Raw genomic sequence first — 17595 nt, 5'->3', positions numbered from 1 at the left:
TCAAAACTCAGGGCGCCAGCCGTTCGCGAATCCAGTCCTGACCTTCCTGGCGGTAGCTCAGGCGGTCATGCAGCCGGCTCTTGCGCCCCTGCCAGAACTCCCAACGCTCGGGCACAAGACGGAAACCACCCCAATGAGGAGGCCGGGGAGGATTGAGTAAAAACTGCGCGCTGTATTTGGCGGCATTGGCCACCAGCACGCCGCGACCGCTGATGACCTGGCTTTGTGGACTGGCCCAGGCCCCGATCCTGGAGTCAAGCGGGCGGCTGGCAAAGTAGGCATCGCTTTCCTCGGCGCTGACTTTTTCCACACGGCCTTCGATGCGCACCACACGCTCCAGCTCCACCCAGTGAAATTGCAGGGCGGCGAATGGATTGCCCGCCAGTTGCTGACCCTTTCGGCTGTCGTAGTTGGTGTACCAGACAATGCCACGCTCGTCATAGCCTTTGATCAGCACGATGCGCGTGCTGGGTCGCAGGTCGCCGCCCACGGTCGCCACAGTCATGGCATTGGGCTCGGGCACCTGGGCTCTCACAGCTTCCTGCAGCCATTGGTCGAACTGCTGCAGGGGATTCTGGTTGGAAGCGGATTCGCTCAGCTCTGCGCGTTCATAGCTTTTGCGCAGATCGGCAATGGATGAAGATAGGCTGCTCATGTTCACATTGTGCCGCGCAGCCAAAGCCGGCGTTATGCTCGACAGCAATATGAATCAAGAAGTTTTGCCCGCTCCCATGGTTGATCCGGACCGGCCTTGTGTGCTGGTTCTCGCTGCGGGCAGGGGAGAGCGCTTTCTCGCATCGGGCGGCTCCAGCCACAAGCTCCAGGCCGTGCTGGGCCAGCAAACCGTTTTACAGACCACTCTGTCTGCAGTGCAGGCCTCTGGCCTTCCCTGGCATCTGGAGTGCGGGCCTCATCCCGGCATGGGCGACAGCATTGCGGCGGCCGTCAAGGCCACAGCTGGTGCCAAAGGCTGGCTGATCCTGCCTGCAGATTTGCCTTTGGTTCAAGCCGCTACGCTACACGAGTTGGCCTTGCAGCTAACGCGGCTGGATAGCCGTGAGCTGCATGTGATTCAACCCTTCTACCAGGGGCGGAAGGGTCATCCAGTAGCTTTTAGCCGGGCGGCAGCTCAGGCACTCGCCCTGCTGAGTGGCGATCAGGGCGCGGCCTCCATCGTGCGTAATGCGGCGGAGAATCAGCGTCTGCAACGCTGGGACTGTGATGACATAGGCTGCGTGCTCGATGTGGACACCGTGCAGGCCTTGGAGGAAGCGCGCATGATCTGGCAGGATCGCAATTCACGGTCGTCAAAAAGCCCCTGAAGGAGGGGCTAGGACTCGACAACCATTGATTTTGCCGAGTTCGTCTAGGTTTGTCGCTGTGTCTCGGTCAAGGCTTGGTCGACCATCAGACCTTGTCTTGCTGGCGCGCGTTCGCGGCTCTTTCCATGAGAGAGCGACGGCTTTACGCGCCGCGCTCGATCACGGCACAAGCCAGGCGCGCGCCTGAATTGCCGGTAGGCTGGGTCGTGTAGTCATCCGGATCGTTGTGCACGATCAGCGACCGACCCAGAATGCCGTTGCTGCCTCTGTCCAGTTTGAACTCCTTGCTCAAAAAATCGATAGTCGCCACGCCCTGGGTATCGGCGTCAAGGCTGGGCAGGTCACCGATGTGATGGGCCTTGGTGTCGCCGAATTTGCCATGCGCCTGCTGTCCAGGATTGAAATGGCCGCCGGCGCTCAAGCCGTCGCCGCTGGAGCAGTCGCCTTTTTCATGGACGTGAAAGCCGTGCTCGCTATTCGGCGCCAGCCCTTCCACGCGGCCTTTTACTCGCACGCTACCGTCAGGCTGCGGGAAGAACTGCACCGTGCCCGTTACCTGGCTGCCCTTGGTGGCTTCCAGACGTGCAATCGATTGCACGCCTTTGCTGGGAGTTGCTGCAGACGCCGTCTCCGAAGAAGAGGGCGCGGCCGTGTTGCTGGTCGTGGAACAGGCCGTCACGGCCAGGCTTGCGGCAAGCGCCAGACCTGTCCAGGCTGGGCGTGAAAAGAGGGCGGCAACACGGTTAGGGAGCATGGCAGTCTTTCCGAAATCAAAAGGCCATTGTGCCCCGGATCGCCAGAATTTCAAGCTTTTTTGCCTTGTATCCCAATACAGTAGAGCGATGTTAGCTACGTTTCAAATAGCAGCAACAGCTGAGCACCTGGCTTGCTGGAAATCTGCATAGGCCAGCAGGCGCTTGAGCGCTTTGTCGTCAATGCCCAGCCGTTGCAACTCGTCAAAAGTGGCCTGGGCGTAGTCCAGCGTTGTGCCATATATGCCCTGGGCCTGAGAGAAGATGCGCCGGTATTCATCCGGCGCCAACTCGCCGGTATGGTGCGGACTTTGGCGCGAGAGCGTGAATGCCAGGGCCTTCACGGCTCCGTGCGGCGTGCGGCAAGGCAGCCAGCGCGGGTCATAGACGGCATTGGGCATCTCACGCAGCCAAAGCTTGCGCATGACGGTATCGCCTTGGTTGCGTGGAATACGGAAGGCCATGCCCTGGCAGCTGCCGCCCGAGAGCATGCCGAACACCAGGCCTGGTACCTGGGGTGTGCCACGGTTGATGGTGCTCCACATTTTGAGAGCACGATGCCAGCCATGTACATGGGCCGATCGGCGTTCGCTGAAGTCGAATTCGGGACGCCAGATCAGGGAGCCATAGCCAAAAATCCACAAATCCTCATCGCCTCCCCACTGCGCCAGAGCCCGCTCCAGCATCTGGTCGGCATCACGCATGGAATGGTTCAACAAGGGCAGGGCGGACATGGAAACTCCTCAAACCGGATTCAGAGCTGAATTGACTTTGATATATAACGCGCGGACGCGCCGTCGGTGCACCTGTGCACACACGAAGGCGTAAAAGCAACGCTTTGCCGCTGTGAAACGGCTGAAACTTGAATCTTTTTTGCGATTGCCGTGAAGGTAGTCGTTAGGGCGTTTCACGGCAAACCTCTAGAATGCGTGGTTTTGTCGCTTTGTCAGCCTGAAGCATGTAGCCGGCTGCAAAGCGTCATGAATACAGGTTTCGTACTTTCATAATCACCCGCAAATACGGAGATTTCATTCATGTCCTTCAACAGCTCTGACGACGATAGCCAACAACGCTTTGCCCTGGGTTTTCTGTTTGCCCTGATCGCTCTGGTTGTCTCCACCGTCGTCGGCACCGTCGTCTACAAGCGCGGCATTTCCCATGCTCCCAAGGCTGAAGCCGCCGTGTCCGCACCCAGCGCGACCAACGTGCCTGTGGTGGTGGTTGAAGAAACTGCCCGCGTGATCGTGGAAAACGGTGTGGTCAAGTTCTACTTTGTCTCGGGCAAGGCGGAAGTAGCCGCTGGCGCCAACGAAGCGCTGAGCAACGTGGTCAAGGGCGTGGCTGAAGGCAAGCGCGCTGTGATCTCCGGCTTCCATGATGCAACCGGCAGTGCTGAAATCAACGCGGAGCTGGCCAAGCAACGTGCGCAAGCCGTCCAGGCCGCTCTGGTGGCACTGGGCGTGACAGAAGACAAGGTCGAGCTGAAGAAGCCTGAGCAATCTCAGGCCAACGGCTCCAATGCCGAAGCTCGTCGTGTGGAAGTGATTCTGGCCGACTGATAAACCCGGCTCTCTTGCGCAAAGCCCGATATGGCATTCGCTGTATCGGGCTTTTTGGTATTTGCAGCAGAGCAAGGATCAGTTGTTTTCAATGAATCCTGCTGCCGGAGGCTTGCCCAGGGCAATGACTCTTTCAATACCGCCGGCATCGACCTGGCGCATGACAAACGATCCCCGCGCAAAGCGCATGGAACGGATCTGCCAGCACCCGTTGATGCGCTCGTACTCGTCGCTGTACTGACCTGAAAGATTGACGATGGTGCGTTCCTTGACATTGACCTGGCAGAACTCCAGATCCCACAAGCCTTTTGCACTATCGGCGCCCGTAAAGCTGATCTGAGGGTTGTGGCCGTGGTGCATGTCCTGGATGGACGGATTGGCAACTGCCAGTCTGGTGAAGGTTTCCACCCATTCTTCTCGATCCGTAAAAGCCGGAAAACCATCAGCCTCGATGACTGCGCCATGCTCCACAAAGCACTCACGCATGGCATTCGGCTGCTTCTGATCGCAGGCTCGCAAGTACCGGGCCTTTAAAGTCTGTATCGACTGAATATCCTCAAGATGCTGCAAACGCTGCTGGAGTTGCTCCAGAACCGAGTCACTCATTGCCTGTCTCCTGATTGGTGTTGGAGTACTGAGTCTTGAGTGCAGGCCAATAACTGAAAACCCATGTTTGGACGATAGGTAGGCCGTTCAGGCAAAAAAAGCGGCACTCATGTGCCGCTCGGTCCAGGAATCTGAAGAAAAAGAATCACCGCAGACCGGTGCCGGTGCCCAGATCGTCTTTGCGTTGAATCAGTTCAATCTTATAGCCGTCGGGATCCGTCACAAAAGCAATCACGGTACTGCCGCCTTTGACGGGACCTGCTTCACGGGTCACATTGCCGCCGGCCGCCTTGATCTTCTCGCAGGCTGCATAAGCATCGGGCACACCCAGAGCAATATGACCGTAAGCCGTACCCATCTCGTAGCTCTCGGTTCCCCAGTTGTAAGTCAGCTCAATTTCCGCCTGACCCGGGTTACCACCTTCGAAGCCAAGAAAGGCCAACGAGTACTTGTACTCGGTGTTCTCGGACGTGCGCAGCAGTTGCATGCCGATGACGTTGGTGTAGAAATCAATAGAGCGCTGGAGATTGCCAACGCGCAACATCGTGTGGAGGAATCGCATGGGCACCATTTTGCCAGCAGGTTCGGAGCTGCATATGATTTGACCAGGCCGCGCGCCTTCATGGTCTTTGTGATATACGAGCGGATCTAGCAGCCGATGCGCGTTGTGGGGTGCGATGCATTCCAGGCAGGACGGCCAAAAGGCAGCGCCAGCTGCAGCGCCATTGCTTCTGCATGCTTCCTGAAACTTGCTGCTTTTGCCATGATGTGCCGCCTTTCTGGTGTACAGGGCTCCTAGATTCTGAGCCGGGTCGTCATTTGTCTGCAGCCCGTTTAACTGTCCCTTGCTTGCACCGTTCCCCCTGAGTTCTTCACCGTGCCTTTAGCGGTATCAGGATGGCGTTTCGGAGGGGGAAGCTTTGTAAAGCGGCGCTTTATGAATCCCCCCGGAGAAAGGAAAAGGCCGAAGGCCGCTCCTGATTTAGCATGGCCGAAGAGGTGAAAACTTCGGGGAATGCTGCTGGGCGCGACTTATCACGGGCAACTGACGCCGTGCGGCGAGCACATGGAGCACCGAATAGTGCTCAGTCTTTGGGAATCGTGCGGGAGCATTCCTGTCCTATGATTCCCGAAAGAAGGGGGGAGTGGATATGGCTCGTTATATGGCTGATGAAAAAGAAAGTTCGTTCTTTTCAGACGTTCTCAAGATATCGCTTGGCGTTTTTATTGGTGGGCTTCTTGCTGCGCTTGCCTATACAAAGATAATGGCAATTGCTGCGGAATATGCAGCACAGAGGGTTGTCGAATCTATTGAACTGAGTATGAGGGAGCAGGCAGAAAAGGCACGTAAGCAGGCGGAAATGGCTCGCTTACAGGCTGAGCACCAACGTTTTCAGCGCGAAGTTGAGGAGGGCCAGCGTCGTGCTAACGCGGAGCGCGAGCGTCAAGCCAAGCAAGAGCATGAAGCTTTTATGCGTCAGGAATGGAAAAAAATCTATCAGCCTTCGGCGGCGTGTCAGCAGGATTCAACCACCATGAATTGCGTCAATGCATATGCAGCTGCGCACAAGATTTTTTTGAATAGATTTGGTGAGTTCCCCCCGCGCTTTTAGCCAACGGGGAATATCTGCGGATCCCGGCTGAGTTGACCACCTGTGCCGGTTGTTGCTGACCAGTCTGCTGGTCGTGACTGACGGAGTTCGGCCAATAACAGTCGGTCCCGGTAGATGAAAGCAGATGCTCAACATCCCGGCTAAACGGGCGAAAACGTCAGGCCACTAGGCCCGGGATAACGGTGCCGTTATGCATCCGATAGAGTGAAAAATTGGGTCGGAGGATCCAACCATATGGCGTGGAACGCATTATTGCAGGTCAACATCAAAAGAGATTTACTCAGAAGGCCCTGATGTGGGATCGCTGGAAAGCTGGCGATACCTTGCACGAGATCGGCCACACTCGTCCATTCACAACATCTTGAGTGCGACTGCGGCAATCGGCCACCCGCGAGACACTGATCTCGCTTGGCACTGTCGCTGCTCAACCGCAAACTGTCTGTTTGCTGGGCCGTGCCAGCCGCTCTTTATTTGTAGCTGATGACAAAGGTAGCATCTGCATTCGCACTGCCGGGCGTCGGCTCCTGTACGAGCGACGTTGAGATATAACGGGCCTTCAGTTTGATATTCACCGGCTCATTAGCAAATTCGCCAACCATCCATTGATTGACCTCCCCTGACTCGGGCCCGAAGTTCACGAGCCGCTCATTTTCTCGTTGAATCTCGATACCCACGTTTTTGGCCACCGAATCCTTGGAAAGGGACAGTGTCGTCGATCGATTCGCCGGATTTTGCGCATCCGAAAATACAACGAACATTCTTGTGCTTGTCCCGGTATCGCCCCCAGCGCATGTAAGGTTCAGGCTGAAATCCTTCCACGGCCCTTTTCCGTTATCCATCAGGTCGGAGGCACTGGTGCTATCTTCCAATTTTCCAATTTTCCAATTTTCCAATTTTCCAATTTTCCAATTTTCCAATTTTCCAATTTTCCAATTTTCCAATTTTCCAATTTTCCAATTTTCCAATTTTATTCTCCTATTTAGATTTAACAGATACTCTTTCTGAGATGGTATGTGTGGTTCAGATGGCAATTTCTAGGAATATTCTCAAAAGCTTGATCGGTATGCCCTCGCAAGACCTCCATGCCTTCTTGCACGGTGCTGAACTTGTCTGAAAGACCCATGACGAAATGGGAGGTCGCTGCAGGCATCCCGGTGACGCGAGTGGACCGCTCGCAGGCGCACATGAGGAGGATTGAGATCGAGACAGCGCAAAGCAGAGTGCATGACATGCAGTACGCAATGAAAACAATGCACTGCATGTAGCCCTCATTCCAATTAGCATCATGAAATTGATGATCTTGAATATGATGAACCTTGCTGTCGAGTTTCCCGAGTTCTTCCTGCCCAACTGCAGGCTGCGGCGGATTCAACGCAATGATGTCGAGGCGATTTTTGCCGGGCTTTCCCATCCGCAGGTAGTTGCCCATTACGGCGTGTCTTACGACAGCCTCGAAGCGACGGATGAGCAGATGCGCTGGTATGACACGCTGCTGGAAGAGCACCGGGGCATCTGGTGGGGCGTCACCTTGCCAGGACGGGACGAACTGGTAGGTGCCTGTGGTTTCAATGATTGGTCTCACTTCGATCGCAGCTTGGATATCGGCTATTGGCTGATGCCGGAACACTGGGGACGGGGGCTGATGCAAGACTGCCTGCCCACAATCCTCCGCTTCGCCCTAGGCACCCTCGGTGTACACCGTATCCACGCAGATGTTGAACCTGAAAACTCCGCCAGCACTCGTTTGCTGGAGCGGCTCGGCTTCGTGTTAGAGGGAACCCTGCGGGATGTGGAATGTAAGGGCGGGCGCTTCCTCAACCTGCACCAATACAGCCTGCTGGCCACTGACCCGACAGGGCGAGCTTTGCTGGAGGACGACACACCGACCTTTCGCCCAGCCCGTGGGACGGATGCGAAGGCGCTCACTGCCTTGGCCCAGCGCAGCAAGGGCCATTGGGGATACCCCGAGGCCTGGATGGAAGCATGGCAGGCCGCGCTGACTTTCCACCTCGGGCAAATGACCAGCCAGTACGCGGTGCTGGTCGCAGCGGATGGCCAACTACTGGGCTTTTATGGGCTTGAGAGCGGCGAGGGCGGCTGGCAGTTGGAGCATTGCTGGGTCGACCCACAGTCCATGGGGAGTGGTCACGGACGACGCCTGGTGGAGCATGCTCTGGCTGTAGTGCGGGGACTGGGCGCGAACACTCTAACGGTGGAGTCGGATCCGTCGGCTATGGGCTTCTACGAGCGACTCGGTGCAAAACATGTGTGCGATGTAGCGCGCCCAGTATGTGGCGAGCACCGGCATCTGCCGATACTTAAGTGGATGCTCATTGACTAGGTCTCATTGAAGAAGAACGAGTACAGGTCGTTTGGCTGCTGGAAAGCTACTGACCGTTTGCTACACCTTATGAAAGACAGCCATGGGTTGTGGATTCAACCGGTCGATTGCTGCCAGTGGTCGGTACCAGCAGACTGGACATCTCGTATCGGAATGATGCTCCATTAAGACCGGCGATCGCAATATCAGGCCTTTGCTCCGTGTATCGAAAGACACCCCCTGTAGGCGCTCTGTCCTATGATCGCGCCTGAGAGGAGGGGGTATGGGCATACAGGATAGGGATTACTGGAGAGAGCGCTACGACGAGAACCTAAATGCGAGAAGAGACCCTCGTGACAATCCATTCACGAGCGGGCAGAGCGAAATGAGCTTTCTTGGAAAGCTCATTCTCACGATTGTGGTGCTTCTAGTTGCCGCACTTGTATACAGATATCAGTCTGACATTCTGCGATTTTTAAAGGGGCCTCCTGCAGCTGCTCCTCAACGAACTGCTATTCAGTCACCGGAACCAGCAGTCGTTGCGCCAAGAGTCTTGGCGCCTGAGAAGGCACGTTCGGAATCTACGGGCCAGATTTATCGATGCGGAAATACTTATAGCAATGCACCCTGCGAGGGCGGTCAACAGATAGCGCAACAGAGCAGTCGGCCAGTAGACAGGTCGGAGACAAAGGAAATCTACCTCTGCAAAGACTTTCAAGATCGGCTCACATGGGAGAGCGTGCCCTGCTCAGCAAACGGTCGTTTTATGGATCGGATTGCACGTGTTCCTGCCCATGTATCTTGGGAAGAGCAGGTGGCAATCGCCAGACAGCAAAGAGATAAAGCCCACGCCATAGCTGCTGAGCAAGTCGTTCCCGTGGCTTCCAGGTCTGTTTCTTCGACTCCAAGCGAATGCCAAATGATTGAGCAGCACATTCGAGCGCTAGATGCTGAATGCCGCGTCAATGCATGCGGTATGAAGAGGCTCGATGACATTAGAGCAGCTCGTAAAGAAGCCCGAGACCGCCAATTTCGTATCGGTTGCTAGCCAATCTGGAAAATTGGAACGTTTGCAGACGCGGTTTTATGCCTCGCTTGACAAGCCTGTCGTTAGTGCGCTCTAGAGATTCAGCTCTGGCGTAGTGGCCTGCCGCATGCTTGAGGTCTAGGAGCCTTGCGAGCTGTGCATCGCTGTAGCGCAGATCATCCAGGATGTATTGCAGATGCGGCAAATGTGCAGGGTAAGGTGCTCTAAACATTACCTAGGTTTCGGCATGCAGAGCCTTGATAGGCAAGCAGTGAAAGGGCGTACCGCTGGAACTAGCCTAGCATTTGAGATTTAACATAATATACAAACCGTCGGCGGCATGAGTCATGTTTGCTACGGCAGCAGTAGCAGCACCACTAGCGCCCATCAGCGTTCCGGCGAGGGCAGCGCCGGTTAGAAACTTGCGCACCATGCGCGATTTGCACGCGCTATCTCGCTCGCCTTCCAGAGCTGCAATCACCATCCATTTTTGCGGGTCCTCGCCCATTTCCTCGGCTAGTGCGCCGGCAATCGCAGGGCTTAGGTGCGCTCGCACTTTTGCGGTGGCCAGGGTGGTTCTTGCAAGGTTCAAACGCTCAGTCCAGTAAGGCGCTGGTTGCTGCGCCAGTGCCTTTTCCAATAAATCAAGCGTTGTCTGCATGTGTGCTCCTGTTGCTTTGTTGACTACAAAGTGCAGTCATTATGCAAATAACGTTGACTGCAATGTGCAGTCATGGTTATCGTTCGCTCCGTGACTGCATGTTGCAGTCATTACTTGGAGCAACAAATGATCAAAATTTCGGTGAAGTCGACCGAGGTCCGCAATCAGCGCGGCAAGGCAAAAGTCTCTGGCAAGGATTACGACCTCAACTTCCAGACCGTCTGGATTCACACCTATGACCGTTCCGGAAAGCCCAGCCCATACCCCGAGAAGACGGAAATCATTCTCGAAAAGAACGAGCAGGGCGCAGCTCTGTTCTATCCCGAGGGCGATTACACCCTCGCACCCGAGTCGTTCTACGTCTCGCGCAATGGCGATCTGGCTTTGCAGCCAAAGCTCGTCAAGCTGACTCCAAAGCCGCAATCCGCTGCGTAAGGGGTCGCACCATGGTCGAAACCGCAGTACGCGAAGCCATGGCACAGGGGGCGCTTCTGGCGCTCCTTTTTGCATGGAATGAGCATCAGCCAGCAGGCGGCAAAGCAGACCGCGTGACGGTCACTTTGCACATTGATGACGGTGTTACCTACAGCCAGGTTTCGTACTGGGCCGGTGACCATGAAATTGGCGGGGAGGGCTTCTGATGTCTCTGCTCGCATCAAACCTCAAGGCGCTCCTGGCTCTGCCGCCTTCGCAAGACCAGCGTGTCATGCGTGCTCGTGAGGAGACCATCAGCGTGCTGGTGGCTCGTCTGGAAGCGTTGGGGGAGGGCTTCTGATGATCACGCTCATTCAGGCCGCTCCCGGATCCGGCATGACGCTGGATATTGGCCGTTTGGCACCAGTGCCTGACCGGCTCAAGTTTGCCCCCAGCAATGGGGCGCAGTACCTCGACTATCTGCGCTTGCGTGCTGAGGAGCTGGACGCTCCTCCAGCGTGGAAAAAGCTCCCCCCCGACTACGACCAGCAGTGCTACCAAGCGCACTGGGCTTTGCGTCGTCATGCGGCGTACCTGATCGGTGTGGGGGTGCGTGTATGAAGCCCGAATTCGGTCAAGGCTTCAAAGATCATCTGAAAAAGATTGTGGCAATGCCGCAGTCTGAATTCCGTTTTGATCCGGATCGGGATAGGCCTTGGGCAACGATTGGCAATCAGCATGTCAGTCCACGCATGAAGGCTGCTCGTGCGCGCTACGTGGCCCGTTCTGAGGCCAATGCGCGTGTCCAGCATGCACGCATGGCCGCGTTGCTGGGCGAGGCGCAGGCAGCGCGCGAAGCGCGCGGGCTTGTCTCACTATCAACAACTTGCAAGAGTGGAATTTCTGGTCTTTCGGTAGTTGATTTCGTGGCTGAAAACACCATCGAAATTGACCACCAAAAGGCCCGCATCACCCGCATGCAAAAGAGCGTGGGTATCTCGGCTAAAGCCCTGCATAACCTGGGCAAGAAAAATCAGCGCGTCTGGATGCTCACGCTGACCTATCGTGGCACAAACCGCGACTGGAGAGCAGAGCACATCAGCCGCTATCTCGACGGCCTGCGCAAGTGGCACTACAGCCGCACCGGCTGCAAGAAGGTTCGCTATGTCTGGGTCGCTGAGCTGCAAAAGCGCGGCGTCATCCATTACCACGTGTGCGTCTGGCTGGACAACGGCCTGACCCCTCCAAAGCCAGATAGCGCCTGGAAAAAGAAGGGCGCATTTCAAGCGCCCATGTGGACGCATGGCATGTCTAACCGGGTACGCGCAACGCATCCCGTTGCGTACCTCATGAAGTACGCCAGCAAAGGCACATCAGAAGGGAAGTTTCCGCATGGCGCTCGGATCAGTGGTGTTGGTGGGCTTGATGAAGTTGGCCGCGGTTGCCGTCGCTGGGTTCTTTGGCCTGCATATGTGCAGGGCAATGCTTCGATCAAAGACAAGTTCAGACCTGCGCCGGGAGGCGGCTATCTCAATGCTGAGACAGGCGAACTCCTACGGTCTGAGTTCGTGCCAACGGGCGGCGGTTTTACGCGATTTGTGCGCGTGCGAACAACGCCCAGAAGCATTGAAAACACCGGTGGCCCATTTAGCTGGCTATCGGACAGGCCGGGGGTGATTCATGCGTGATTTGTTGCTGTGGCTTGCACTTTGCGTTGTCGTGACTGGTTGCGCTGCTCTGGCGCCAGAGCCTGACTGGGTGCAGGCAATGAGTGGGAGGTTCCGCTGATGGACAGCCAAAACCTTATAGAGCTTTTCGTCGCTGCCACAGCCTTCTTTGCATTCGTGATTGGCTACAGACAGGGGAGGGTCGGCTAGTGCTGATTTCTGCATATCTAGGCCTGCTCGTCTTCGCCTATTTCGCTGGCTACAAGGTGGGCTACGTCGTCAAGTTCATCAACCAATTGGGCAATGGTGCCTAAGCGTTTGCCGGTCGCACTACCGGCGTTTGTGAGGTGTTCTATGAAGGAAAAACTGAAGACTCTGCGTGCACGCGCAATGGTTCTGGCTCTGTCTGCTGGCCCGGCTTTGGCAATGGCTGCTGACCCGGCTGACCCCGTTGCTGCCATCGGCCAGGCCAAGACTGATATCAGTCTGATCATCTTGGCAGGTGGCGCTGCTCTTGTCTCGCTGGCCCTGCTCGGTGTGGGTTGGGTGGTGGGTGCTCGTTTCGTAAAGAAGCTGGGTCGCGCAGGTTAAGCGTTGCGGTGCTCTGCTGCCCCTGCGTAGCGGGGGCGGCAGGGTGCCGCAAATTGCATCAAGCCAACATGATAAAAATCATCAGACATTTATCCATATTTATCGCGTCTATATTGATATCGATAAATGCCTATGCCGTGCTTCCATTGCAGCAAAATTTCACAATTGATTTTTACTGGTACACGGGCACTGATCCGGCTGAACTGTGTCAGCAGGCTATTAAGGCAAATGGAAATCAGCCGGGTTCAAAATATGATGGAAATTCTCGTGGTGGATATTGTCGATTAACTGACAGCAATGGAAATCCTTATGCATCTATGAATGTTTTTCCGTCAGGTGGCCTTGTCTGCCCTGCAAACTCTGTGAATAACGGCTCAGACTGCACATGTAAAGATGGATATTCGGAGAGTGGAAATTCTTGTAAAGAATTGACGGCAGAGGCTGCATGCGGTATTGCCTTGTTTAACAGTGGGGCAATTAACCGGACTCCGGTTACATTGGATGGCTATATTGCCGATGGTCTTTATTGCCAGCCGCAAGGTGATTCTGTAAGGCCCGGTCTTGCTTGCGCAATGAGTTTTGAACAGGAGATTAGCTGGAAAACTGATGATGGAAAGTGGCATTCAAGGGGTACGCTGCAACCAAGAATGATCGGTAGCAATTTTCAGCCTTGTGTCCCTGGAATTGATGGAAGCGGAGCACCTCCTGATCCTGAGAAGCCGCCAGAGCTACCGAAGAAGCAAGACCCTACATGCCCTAACGGCTATCAGGGTGAGGTCGGTGGTCAGACTCGATGTATTCCAAGCTATGGCTATAACGGTGTCAACTTTGCACCAACAACAAAGTTCACTGAGGATGCCAAGACTCGTACTGAGACGACAACAAAGACCGAATGCGCCGAAGGAAAGTGCACTACAACTGATACGGTAAAAGTAACTGATAAAGCGACAGGTCAGAGCACTACGACAAGTAGCTCAACAACAGAAGTCGATAGGGCTTGGTGCGCCAAAGCTGAGAATAAGGACAAGTGCGCGAAAAATGGTAAGCCTGCATATTCCGGGCAAGAAACAGGTGTTTCATCGGGTGGCGGTGGTAATGGCAGCGGGGGCGATGGAGATGGAGATGGTGATGAAAAGGGTGGCCGCTGCGGAGGTAAAGGTCAGCCACCATGCAAGATCGACGAGACAGGAACGCCTGATGGCGAAGGTAAATTCGATTCGGCATTGGATAAGCAGGCTCAGGATCATCAGCAGCGCATGGATACCTTGTCCGGAATTAAAAACACTGGCGACAAAGATACGTCGATGGGAACTAATGGCGGGTTTCAATGGTTAACGCATAAGACCTGTTCCCCGTGGAATCTCGGTGAAATGAAAATACTCACAGAGACATTTAGGTTAGAAATTAATATCTGCGCGATTGAGCCTTATGTAGTGCCGGTTATGAATTTCTTGTGGATTCTCGCAACCATTTGGATGACGTTTGCTCGTGTTGCCAGCGTCATGGGGGCTAAGGTGGACTAATGCCATTAATCGGTGGGTTACTTTCAAATCTTCTGGTCGGACTGGTTAACTGGTTCGCTCAATACTTCGGGCGCAAAGTCGCTTTTGGCGCAGCGACGGTCACTGCAATGACGGGACTCACTGTGGCGCTGTTCGTTTTTATGCGGGGCATCGTTGGCCCTCTGATTTCGCAGCTCGACGGCACCATGACAGGCATGTTCATGGAGGCCATGCAGATCGTCATTCCTCCTGTGGCTCCAGGCTGCTTGAGTACCTATTTTGTGGTTTGGAGTGCTGCAACTGCCTACACATGGCAACGCGATCTAATCCACCTCTTTGCTAAGGCGGGGTAAGCCATGCCTGTCTATGTGGTGCAAGGCAAGTTGGGCACAGGCAAGGGCCTGTACTGCATGCTCAAGATGGACGAGGCGCTACGCGACGGGCGTCGGGTCGCGACAAACTTCGATCTGTTCTTGGAGCATCTGCTGCCGGCCCAGAGCAAGGTTTCGGCCATCCGGGTGCCGGACAAGCCAACGGCGCAGGACTTGGACGATATCGGCTCGGGTAATCCTGATGACCGTTTCAACGAGGAACGCAACGGCGTTCTGGTGCTGGACGAGCTCGGTAGCTGGCTCAACTCGCGCGGCTTCAATTCGCCTGAGCGCGCGGCTCTGCTTGACTGGCTCATTCATGCTCGTAAGAAGGGCTGGGACGTCTATTTGGTAGTGCAGAACATCGACATGATCGACAAGCAGGTGCGCGTCGGATTGGCCGAATATCAGGTGCGCATGATCCGCGCGGACAAGATCAAGATTCCGGTTGTTGGCACATTCTTGGGCAAGCGTGGCCGTCTGCCAAAGTTCCATATTGGGAACATTAGCTTGACCGACGTGCCAGGCGTAAATATCGACCGGGAATGGTTCAAGGCGGACTACCTGTATCAGGGCTATGACACCCTGCAGATCTTCCGTGACTGGGTGCGCAATCCGGCAGATGAGCGCTTTAAGACTGAGGTATACGGCGGCCCGTACAGCTTCCTCAGTGCATGGCATCTCAAGGGGCGTTTTGAAGTGCCACAGGCCCGGAAAACCCTGTTTCAGCGCCTGTTCGGTAAGCAGCATGAAAAGCCAGCACCTAAGCCGCGCCTGCCTGCCGTCGCTTTGTGTTCAAAACTGCCGCCAGATGAAGCCTGGTCACTTGCGCGGCGCTATGTGCAAGGGGGTGCGTGATGTGGTGGCCAATCCTTTCGTGGTTGATAGGCGTATGCGTCTGCCTCGTGGTGGCTGGCAAGCTATGGGACGAGGGCGGCGGAGAGATGGATAAGCCATGGGAAAAGCACTGAAACTTGCTCTGGCCATGTCCGTCGTGAGCATGGCCATGCTCGCCAATGCAGCCGGGCCGAGTAGGGTGGCAGGCTGCACAAAGACTGCCAAGGCCTGTACCTGCTACAGCCATTCCGGCCGGCCTGTTGAAGCTGAAAAAGACTTCTGCGAATCGAAATTCGCACCGCGCACCGTGATGACGTTTGAAGGCGGCGACATTTCAGCACTGGTCACGCCGGTTCGCGTGAAGCATCCTGTGCCAGATAACGAGCCATTCAAAAAGCTGCCGATACAGTGGCTGATTGAGCATTGATCGTTTTTTGCGCCGTCGCCGGTACTGGCTAAACTCTCTGAGGGGAGGAAGTAAATATGGCCAGATACATGGCAGAACAGTCAGAGAGCAATTTCTTCGCTGATGTTGTCAAAATCGCCTTGGGCGTGTTCATCGGTAGCCTGCTTGCAGCAGTCGTTTACACGAAATACATGGCATGGGAAATGAATCGCGCGCTTGGTGAGTTCAATACAGCATTGAGCAAAGACACTCAGCGCGTTTGGTCTGAGACAAACCAGTCCATCCAGCGTAGTAGGGACGATGCCCAGCGGCGTGTAGCTGCAGCGCAGATTGAAAAAGACCGTGTTGCCGAGCAGGCGCGGCAGCGAGAGATCGCCCAGCAGCAGGAAGCCGAGCGCGATGCGCGTCGCCAGTTGGCATGGGAGCGTTATTACCAGCCTTCCGCGGCATGTAAGGCTGACTCGTCAACCATGACCTGCGCCAATGCTTTTATGGCTGCCAAAAAACGCTTTCTTGAGCAGTACCAGGACTAGGCAGTATGGGCTGGATCGGAATCGGTTGGAGAACGTAGTTCTCTGACCGGTTTTGAGCCTGTCCATCCCTTGCCATCGCTTCCACAGGATTGACCACCATGGTCGGGGTCGGAAGTGGTTGGAGAACGTAGTTCTCTGACCAGTTCTGAGCCTGTCCATCCAGTGTCATCGTCCATTGGTTGATCGTGCAGTTAGCGTAGAGCTTGAAATCTGTCCGAGTGCAAGGCACTCGGGCAGATTTTGAGCTTGGAGCGTGTTTGCCCCGTTACTCATTTCCGCCTAAAAGTCCTGTCCTTGTTTAGCGCGCAGTTTCTTGCCTGCGCATGCCTCATTTGGGGCCTGCCGTTCGAAGTTCGCCCGTTGTCGCGCGACAGTCCGGACGTCAAGATGCATTGCCAAAGCCAGCGCGCCGGTAAACGCCATGAGGTAATGCCGTTTCAATGGCCGGTGCCGGCTGCCGCAGCACACGCAAGGCGAAGCGCATAGACGGAAGGCGTGCACTTAGAGGACAGATGTGGGTGGATCACTCGCCTGATAAACAAGGCTGTTGCGCGTAAGCGCTCCTGCCGGAGACTCTTTAGCCAACGCGGAATATCGGCGCATTGGCCGCATGGCCAATGGTTTGGGCTAGCTCGGCCTCTAGCAGCTCGATTTGCTCTATGAGGCGCTTGTTTTGACGCTTCAAGCTTTCAGCCAGTGCTGCGTGTGCTGCGGCGTGATTGAAGGCTACGGCGTCTGCTGTCATGCGGCCCCATGTGGACTCCCAAAAAAGGGCAAGCATCACGGAGCGTGGCGCTTGCCCTTGGGCACGGTACTTGCGAAGCGTTGAGGCGCTGACTCCGATGTGACGGGCTATCTGGTCGATATCGCCATGGATGTCGTTTAGCAGCGTGTGGAGATGGGGGAGGTTGGCTTGAGATGGTGCACGAAACATCACATGACGTTCGAGCGATCGTTATACAAACTGGAGCGATCTACGTTTAAGCAGCTTGGCCCTGAGCCTGACGGCCAAGCTATTAAACATAATATACATCGTATCTATCAAAAAGGAAGTTCGAACTGCAGCGTCATGACCGTGATACCCGCGCCCAGCTTGCTCAAAACTTCCGCACCATGTACCGAAGCCTCGGCATGGATCTGCCTGCTTGCGAGCAGTTTCTGCATGTGTCAGCCAGGACTGTACATAGCTGGGACGCGACATCTCAACGTACAGACTGCTGCACTTGCTCACTCGTATGAAGCGGTTGGCGCGTTATAGCGGCCAGGATGTTGGGCTGTCGCACTGCCTGGAGCGGCCCCATTGATCTGAGGACAGGTAAACCCTCTTAACCTAAGAGGTAGTCTTGTGACTGTATTTATGCCTAGTCCTAAAAATCTAACGAACGTAGAGGTGCTGGGGCCGCAGAAGCGCCGC

At 55.4% G+C, this 17595-nt stretch carries 24 protein-coding genes; 15 read left to right on the top strand and 9 right to left on the bottom strand.

The window, feature by feature from the left end:
• Positions 1-7: 7 nt before the first annotated feature.
• Positions 8-655 (bottom strand): pyridoxamine 5'-phosphate oxidase, encoded by a 648-nt coding sequence (gene pdxH, locus FSY45_RS00120; RefSeq protein WP_046462426.1) that lies wholly within the window; start codon positions 653-655, stop codon positions 8-10.
• Between the two features lie 34 nt (positions 656-689).
• Between pdxH and FSY45_RS00115 the strand changes: the two genes are divergently transcribed.
• Positions 690-1322, top strand: coding sequence for an NTP transferase domain-containing protein (locus FSY45_RS00115; RefSeq protein ID WP_046462497.1), 633 nt, complete (start codon positions 690-692; stop codon positions 1320-1322).
• A 142-nt stretch (positions 1323-1464) separates the two neighbouring features.
• Here FSY45_RS00115 and FSY45_RS00110 read toward each other — a convergent pair whose 3' ends face one another.
• A complete protein-coding gene (locus FSY45_RS00110; RefSeq protein ID WP_003070831.1) occupies positions 1465-2076 on the bottom strand; it encodes a superoxide dismutase family protein in 612 nt (203 codons plus the stop codon).
• Between the two features lie 102 nt (positions 2077-2178).
• Positions 2179-2808, bottom strand: coding sequence for a gamma-glutamylcyclotransferase (locus FSY45_RS00105; protein ID WP_046462425.1), 630 nt, complete (start codon positions 2806-2808; stop codon positions 2179-2181).
• Positions 2809-3108: 300 nt separating this feature from the next.
• Between FSY45_RS00105 and FSY45_RS00100 the strand changes: the two genes are divergently transcribed.
• Complete coding sequence (locus FSY45_RS00100; RefSeq protein WP_046462424.1) at positions 3109-3633, top strand: OmpA family protein; 525 nt, start codon at positions 3109-3111, stop codon at positions 3631-3633.
• Positions 3634-3711: 78 nt separating this feature from the next.
• Here the strand turns inward: FSY45_RS00100 and FSY45_RS00095 are convergent, their stop codons facing one another.
• Together FSY45_RS00095 and gloA are read right to left on the bottom strand one after the other, a co-directional pair.
• On the bottom strand, positions 3712-4239 hold the full coding sequence (locus FSY45_RS00095) for a nuclear transport factor 2 family protein (protein WP_046462423.1): 528 nt from the start codon (positions 4237-4239) through the stop codon (positions 3712-3714).
• Between the two features lie 145 nt (positions 4240-4384).
• The gene (gene gloA / locus FSY45_RS00090; protein WP_046462496.1) at positions 4385-4801 is read right to left on the bottom strand and encodes a lactoylglutathione lyase; all 417 of its coding nucleotides are present in this window, start codon (positions 4799-4801) and stop codon (positions 4385-4387) included.
• A gap of 589 nt (positions 4802-5390) precedes the next feature.
• Between gloA and FSY45_RS00085 the strand changes: the two genes are divergently transcribed.
• Positions 5391-5852, top strand: a complete 462-nt coding sequence (locus FSY45_RS00085) for a hypothetical protein (protein WP_148747879.1) — start codon at positions 5391-5393, stop codon at positions 5850-5852.
• 467 nt (positions 5853-6319) lie between these two features.
• Here FSY45_RS00085 and FSY45_RS00080 read toward each other — a convergent pair whose 3' ends face one another.
• Positions 6320-6817 (bottom strand): fimbrial protein, encoded by a 498-nt coding sequence (locus tag FSY45_RS00080; protein ID WP_187427511.1) that lies wholly within the window; start codon positions 6815-6817, stop codon positions 6320-6322.
• Between the two features lie 320 nt (positions 6818-7137).
• Between FSY45_RS00080 and FSY45_RS00070 the strand changes: the two genes are divergently transcribed.
• Positions 7138-8193, top strand: coding sequence for a GNAT family N-acetyltransferase (locus tag FSY45_RS00070; protein ID WP_255443154.1), 1056 nt, complete (start codon positions 7138-7140; stop codon positions 8191-8193).
• Positions 8194-9497: 1304 nt separating this feature from the next.
• Here the strand turns inward: FSY45_RS00070 and FSY45_RS00060 are convergent.
• On the bottom strand, positions 9498-9860 hold the full coding sequence (locus tag FSY45_RS00060; protein WP_187427510.1) for a hypothetical protein: 363 nt from the start codon (positions 9858-9860) through the stop codon (positions 9498-9500).
• Between the two features lie 126 nt (positions 9861-9986).
• Here FSY45_RS00060 and FSY45_RS00055 point away from each other — a divergent pair, with 126 nt between their 5' ends.
• The 11 genes from FSY45_RS00055 to FSY45_RS00010 all read left to right on the top strand — a co-directional run bounded on the left by FSY45_RS00055 (position 9987) and on the right by FSY45_RS00010 (position 16181).
• A complete protein-coding gene (locus FSY45_RS00055) occupies positions 9987-10295 on the top strand; it encodes a single-stranded DNA-binding protein (RefSeq protein WP_148747877.1) in 309 nt (102 codons plus the stop codon).
• Between the two features lie 11 nt (positions 10296-10306).
• Positions 10307-10501: a hypothetical protein gene (locus tag FSY45_RS00050; RefSeq protein WP_057092279.1), complete on the top strand. Its 195-nt coding sequence runs from the start codon at positions 10307-10309 to the stop codon at positions 10499-10501.
• Positions 10501-10635, top strand: a complete 135-nt coding sequence (locus FSY45_RS28125; RefSeq protein WP_255443153.1) for a hypothetical protein — start codon at positions 10501-10503, stop codon at positions 10633-10635. The genes FSY45_RS00050 and FSY45_RS28125 overlap by 1 nt, the downstream gene beginning before the upstream one ends.
• Positions 10635-10895: a hypothetical protein gene (locus FSY45_RS00045; protein ID WP_148747876.1), complete on the top strand. Its 261-nt coding sequence runs from the start codon at positions 10635-10637 to the stop codon at positions 10893-10895. The genes FSY45_RS28125 and FSY45_RS00045 overlap by 1 nt, the downstream gene beginning before the upstream one ends.
• Positions 10892-11962, top strand: coding sequence for a hypothetical protein (locus tag FSY45_RS00040; protein ID WP_255443152.1), 1071 nt, complete (start codon positions 10892-10894; stop codon positions 11960-11962). Before FSY45_RS00045 ends, FSY45_RS00040 begins: the two co-directional genes overlap by 4 nt.
• A 333-nt stretch (positions 11963-12295) precedes the next feature.
• Positions 12296-12532: a hypothetical protein gene (locus FSY45_RS00035; RefSeq protein ID WP_148747875.1), complete on the top strand. Its 237-nt coding sequence runs from the start codon at positions 12296-12298 to the stop codon at positions 12530-12532.
• A gap of 68 nt (positions 12533-12600) precedes the next feature.
• Entirely contained in the window at positions 12601-14055 is a 1455-nt protein-coding gene (locus FSY45_RS00030; protein WP_148747874.1) for a hypothetical protein, read from the top strand.
• Positions 14055-14387, top strand: a complete 333-nt coding sequence (locus tag FSY45_RS00025; RefSeq protein ID WP_148747873.1) for a DUF5455 family protein — start codon at positions 14055-14057, stop codon at positions 14385-14387. Before FSY45_RS00030 ends, FSY45_RS00025 begins: the two co-directional genes overlap by 1 nt.
• A 3-nt stretch (positions 14388-14390) precedes the next feature.
• Positions 14391-15263 carry a zonular occludens toxin domain-containing protein gene (locus FSY45_RS00020; RefSeq protein WP_148747872.1) on the top strand — a complete coding sequence of 291 codons (873 nt, stop codon included), beginning with the start codon at positions 14391-14393 and terminating at the stop codon, positions 15261-15263.
• Positions 15264-15360: 97 nt separating this feature from the next.
• Positions 15361-15669, top strand: a complete 309-nt coding sequence (locus FSY45_RS00015) for a hypothetical protein (protein WP_148747871.1) — start codon at positions 15361-15363, stop codon at positions 15667-15669.
• Between the two features lie 56 nt (positions 15670-15725).
• The gene (locus tag FSY45_RS00010; protein WP_148747870.1) at positions 15726-16181 is read left to right on the top strand and encodes a hypothetical protein; all 456 of its coding nucleotides are present in this window, start codon (positions 15726-15728) and stop codon (positions 16179-16181) included.
• Positions 16182-16758: 577 nt separating this feature from the next.
• On the opposite strand, the gene FSY45_RS00005 is transcribed toward FSY45_RS00010, so the two are convergent.
• Together FSY45_RS00005 and FSY45_RS28120 are read right to left on the bottom strand one after the other, a co-directional pair.
• On the bottom strand, positions 16759-17115 hold the full coding sequence (locus FSY45_RS00005) for a hypothetical protein (protein ID WP_148747869.1): 357 nt from the start codon (positions 17113-17115) through the stop codon (positions 16759-16761).
• 107 nt (positions 17116-17222) lie between these two features.
• The gene (locus FSY45_RS28120; protein WP_255443151.1) at positions 17223-17345 is read right to left on the bottom strand and encodes a hypothetical protein; all 123 of its coding nucleotides are present in this window, start codon (positions 17343-17345) and stop codon (positions 17223-17225) included.
• Positions 17346-17595: the final 250 nt, after the last annotated feature.

Source organism: Comamonas sp. Z1, assembly GCF_008121555.1.
Lineage (GTDB): Bacteria > Pseudomonadota > Gammaproteobacteria > Burkholderiales > Burkholderiaceae_C > Comamonas > Comamonas thiooxydans.
The sequence above is the reverse complement of the archived record's forward strand: the minus strand, read 5'-3'. Positions and strand labels throughout refer to the sequence as shown.

Bases quoted from the DNA above. Each gene is read 5' to 3' on its own strand.
- pdxH (WP_046462426.1), bottom strand. From the start codon at position 655: ATGAGCAGCCTATCTTCATCCATTGCCGATCTGCGCAAAAGCTATGAA.
- FSY45_RS00115 (WP_046462497.1), top strand. From the start codon at position 690: ATGCTCGACAGCAATATGAATCAAGAAGTTTTGCCCGCTCCCATGGTT.
- FSY45_RS00110 (WP_003070831.1), bottom strand. From the start codon at position 2,076: ATGCTCCCTAACCGTGTTGCCGCCCTCTTTTCACGCCCAGCCTGGACA.
- FSY45_RS00105 (WP_046462425.1), bottom strand. From the start codon at position 2,808: ATGTCCGCCCTGCCCTTGTTGAACCATTCCATGCGTGATGCCGACCAG.
- FSY45_RS00100 (WP_046462424.1), top strand. From the start codon at position 3,109: ATGTCCTTCAACAGCTCTGACGACGATAGCCAACAACGCTTTGCCCTG.
- FSY45_RS00095 (WP_046462423.1), bottom strand. From the start codon at position 4,239: ATGAGTGACTCGGTTCTGGAGCAACTCCAGCAGCGTTTGCAGCATCTT.
- gloA (WP_046462496.1), bottom strand. From the start codon at position 4,801: ATGCGATTCCTCCACACGATGTTGCGCGTTGGCAATCTCCAGCGCTCT.
- FSY45_RS00085 (WP_148747879.1), top strand. From the start codon at position 5,391: ATGGCTCGTTATATGGCTGATGAAAAAGAAAGTTCGTTCTTTTCAGAC.
- FSY45_RS00070 (WP_255443154.1), top strand. From the start codon at position 7,138: ATGAAATTGATGATCTTGAATATGATGAACCTTGCTGTCGAGTTTCCC.
- FSY45_RS00060 (WP_187427510.1), bottom strand. From the start codon at position 9,860: ATGCAGACAACGCTTGATTTATTGGAAAAGGCACTGGCGCAGCAACCA.
- FSY45_RS00055 (WP_148747877.1), top strand. From the start codon at position 9,987: ATGATCAAAATTTCGGTGAAGTCGACCGAGGTCCGCAATCAGCGCGGC.
- FSY45_RS00050 (WP_057092279.1), top strand. From the start codon at position 10,307: ATGGTCGAAACCGCAGTACGCGAAGCCATGGCACAGGGGGCGCTTCTG.
- FSY45_RS28125 (WP_255443153.1), top strand. From the start codon at position 10,501: ATGTCTCTGCTCGCATCAAACCTCAAGGCGCTCCTGGCTCTGCCGCCT.
- FSY45_RS00045 (WP_148747876.1), top strand. From the start codon at position 10,635: ATGATCACGCTCATTCAGGCCGCTCCCGGATCCGGCATGACGCTGGAT.
- FSY45_RS00040 (WP_255443152.1), top strand. From the start codon at position 10,892: ATGAAGCCCGAATTCGGTCAAGGCTTCAAAGATCATCTGAAAAAGATT.
- FSY45_RS00035 (WP_148747875.1), top strand. From the start codon at position 12,296: ATGAAGGAAAAACTGAAGACTCTGCGTGCACGCGCAATGGTTCTGGCT.
- FSY45_RS00030 (WP_148747874.1), top strand. From the start codon at position 12,601: ATGATAAAAATCATCAGACATTTATCCATATTTATCGCGTCTATATTG.
- FSY45_RS00025 (WP_148747873.1), top strand. From the start codon at position 14,055: ATGCCATTAATCGGTGGGTTACTTTCAAATCTTCTGGTCGGACTGGTT.
- FSY45_RS00020 (WP_148747872.1), top strand. From the start codon at position 14,391: ATGCCTGTCTATGTGGTGCAAGGCAAGTTGGGCACAGGCAAGGGCCTG.
- FSY45_RS00015 (WP_148747871.1), top strand. From the start codon at position 15,361: ATGGGAAAAGCACTGAAACTTGCTCTGGCCATGTCCGTCGTGAGCATG.
- FSY45_RS00010 (WP_148747870.1), top strand. From the start codon at position 15,726: ATGGCCAGATACATGGCAGAACAGTCAGAGAGCAATTTCTTCGCTGAT.
- FSY45_RS00005 (WP_148747869.1), bottom strand. From the start codon at position 17,115: ATGTTTCGTGCACCATCTCAAGCCAACCTCCCCCATCTCCACACGCTG.
- FSY45_RS28120 (WP_255443151.1), bottom strand. From the start codon at position 17,345: ATGCAGAAACTGCTCGCAAGCAGGCAGATCCATGCCGAGGCTTCGGTA.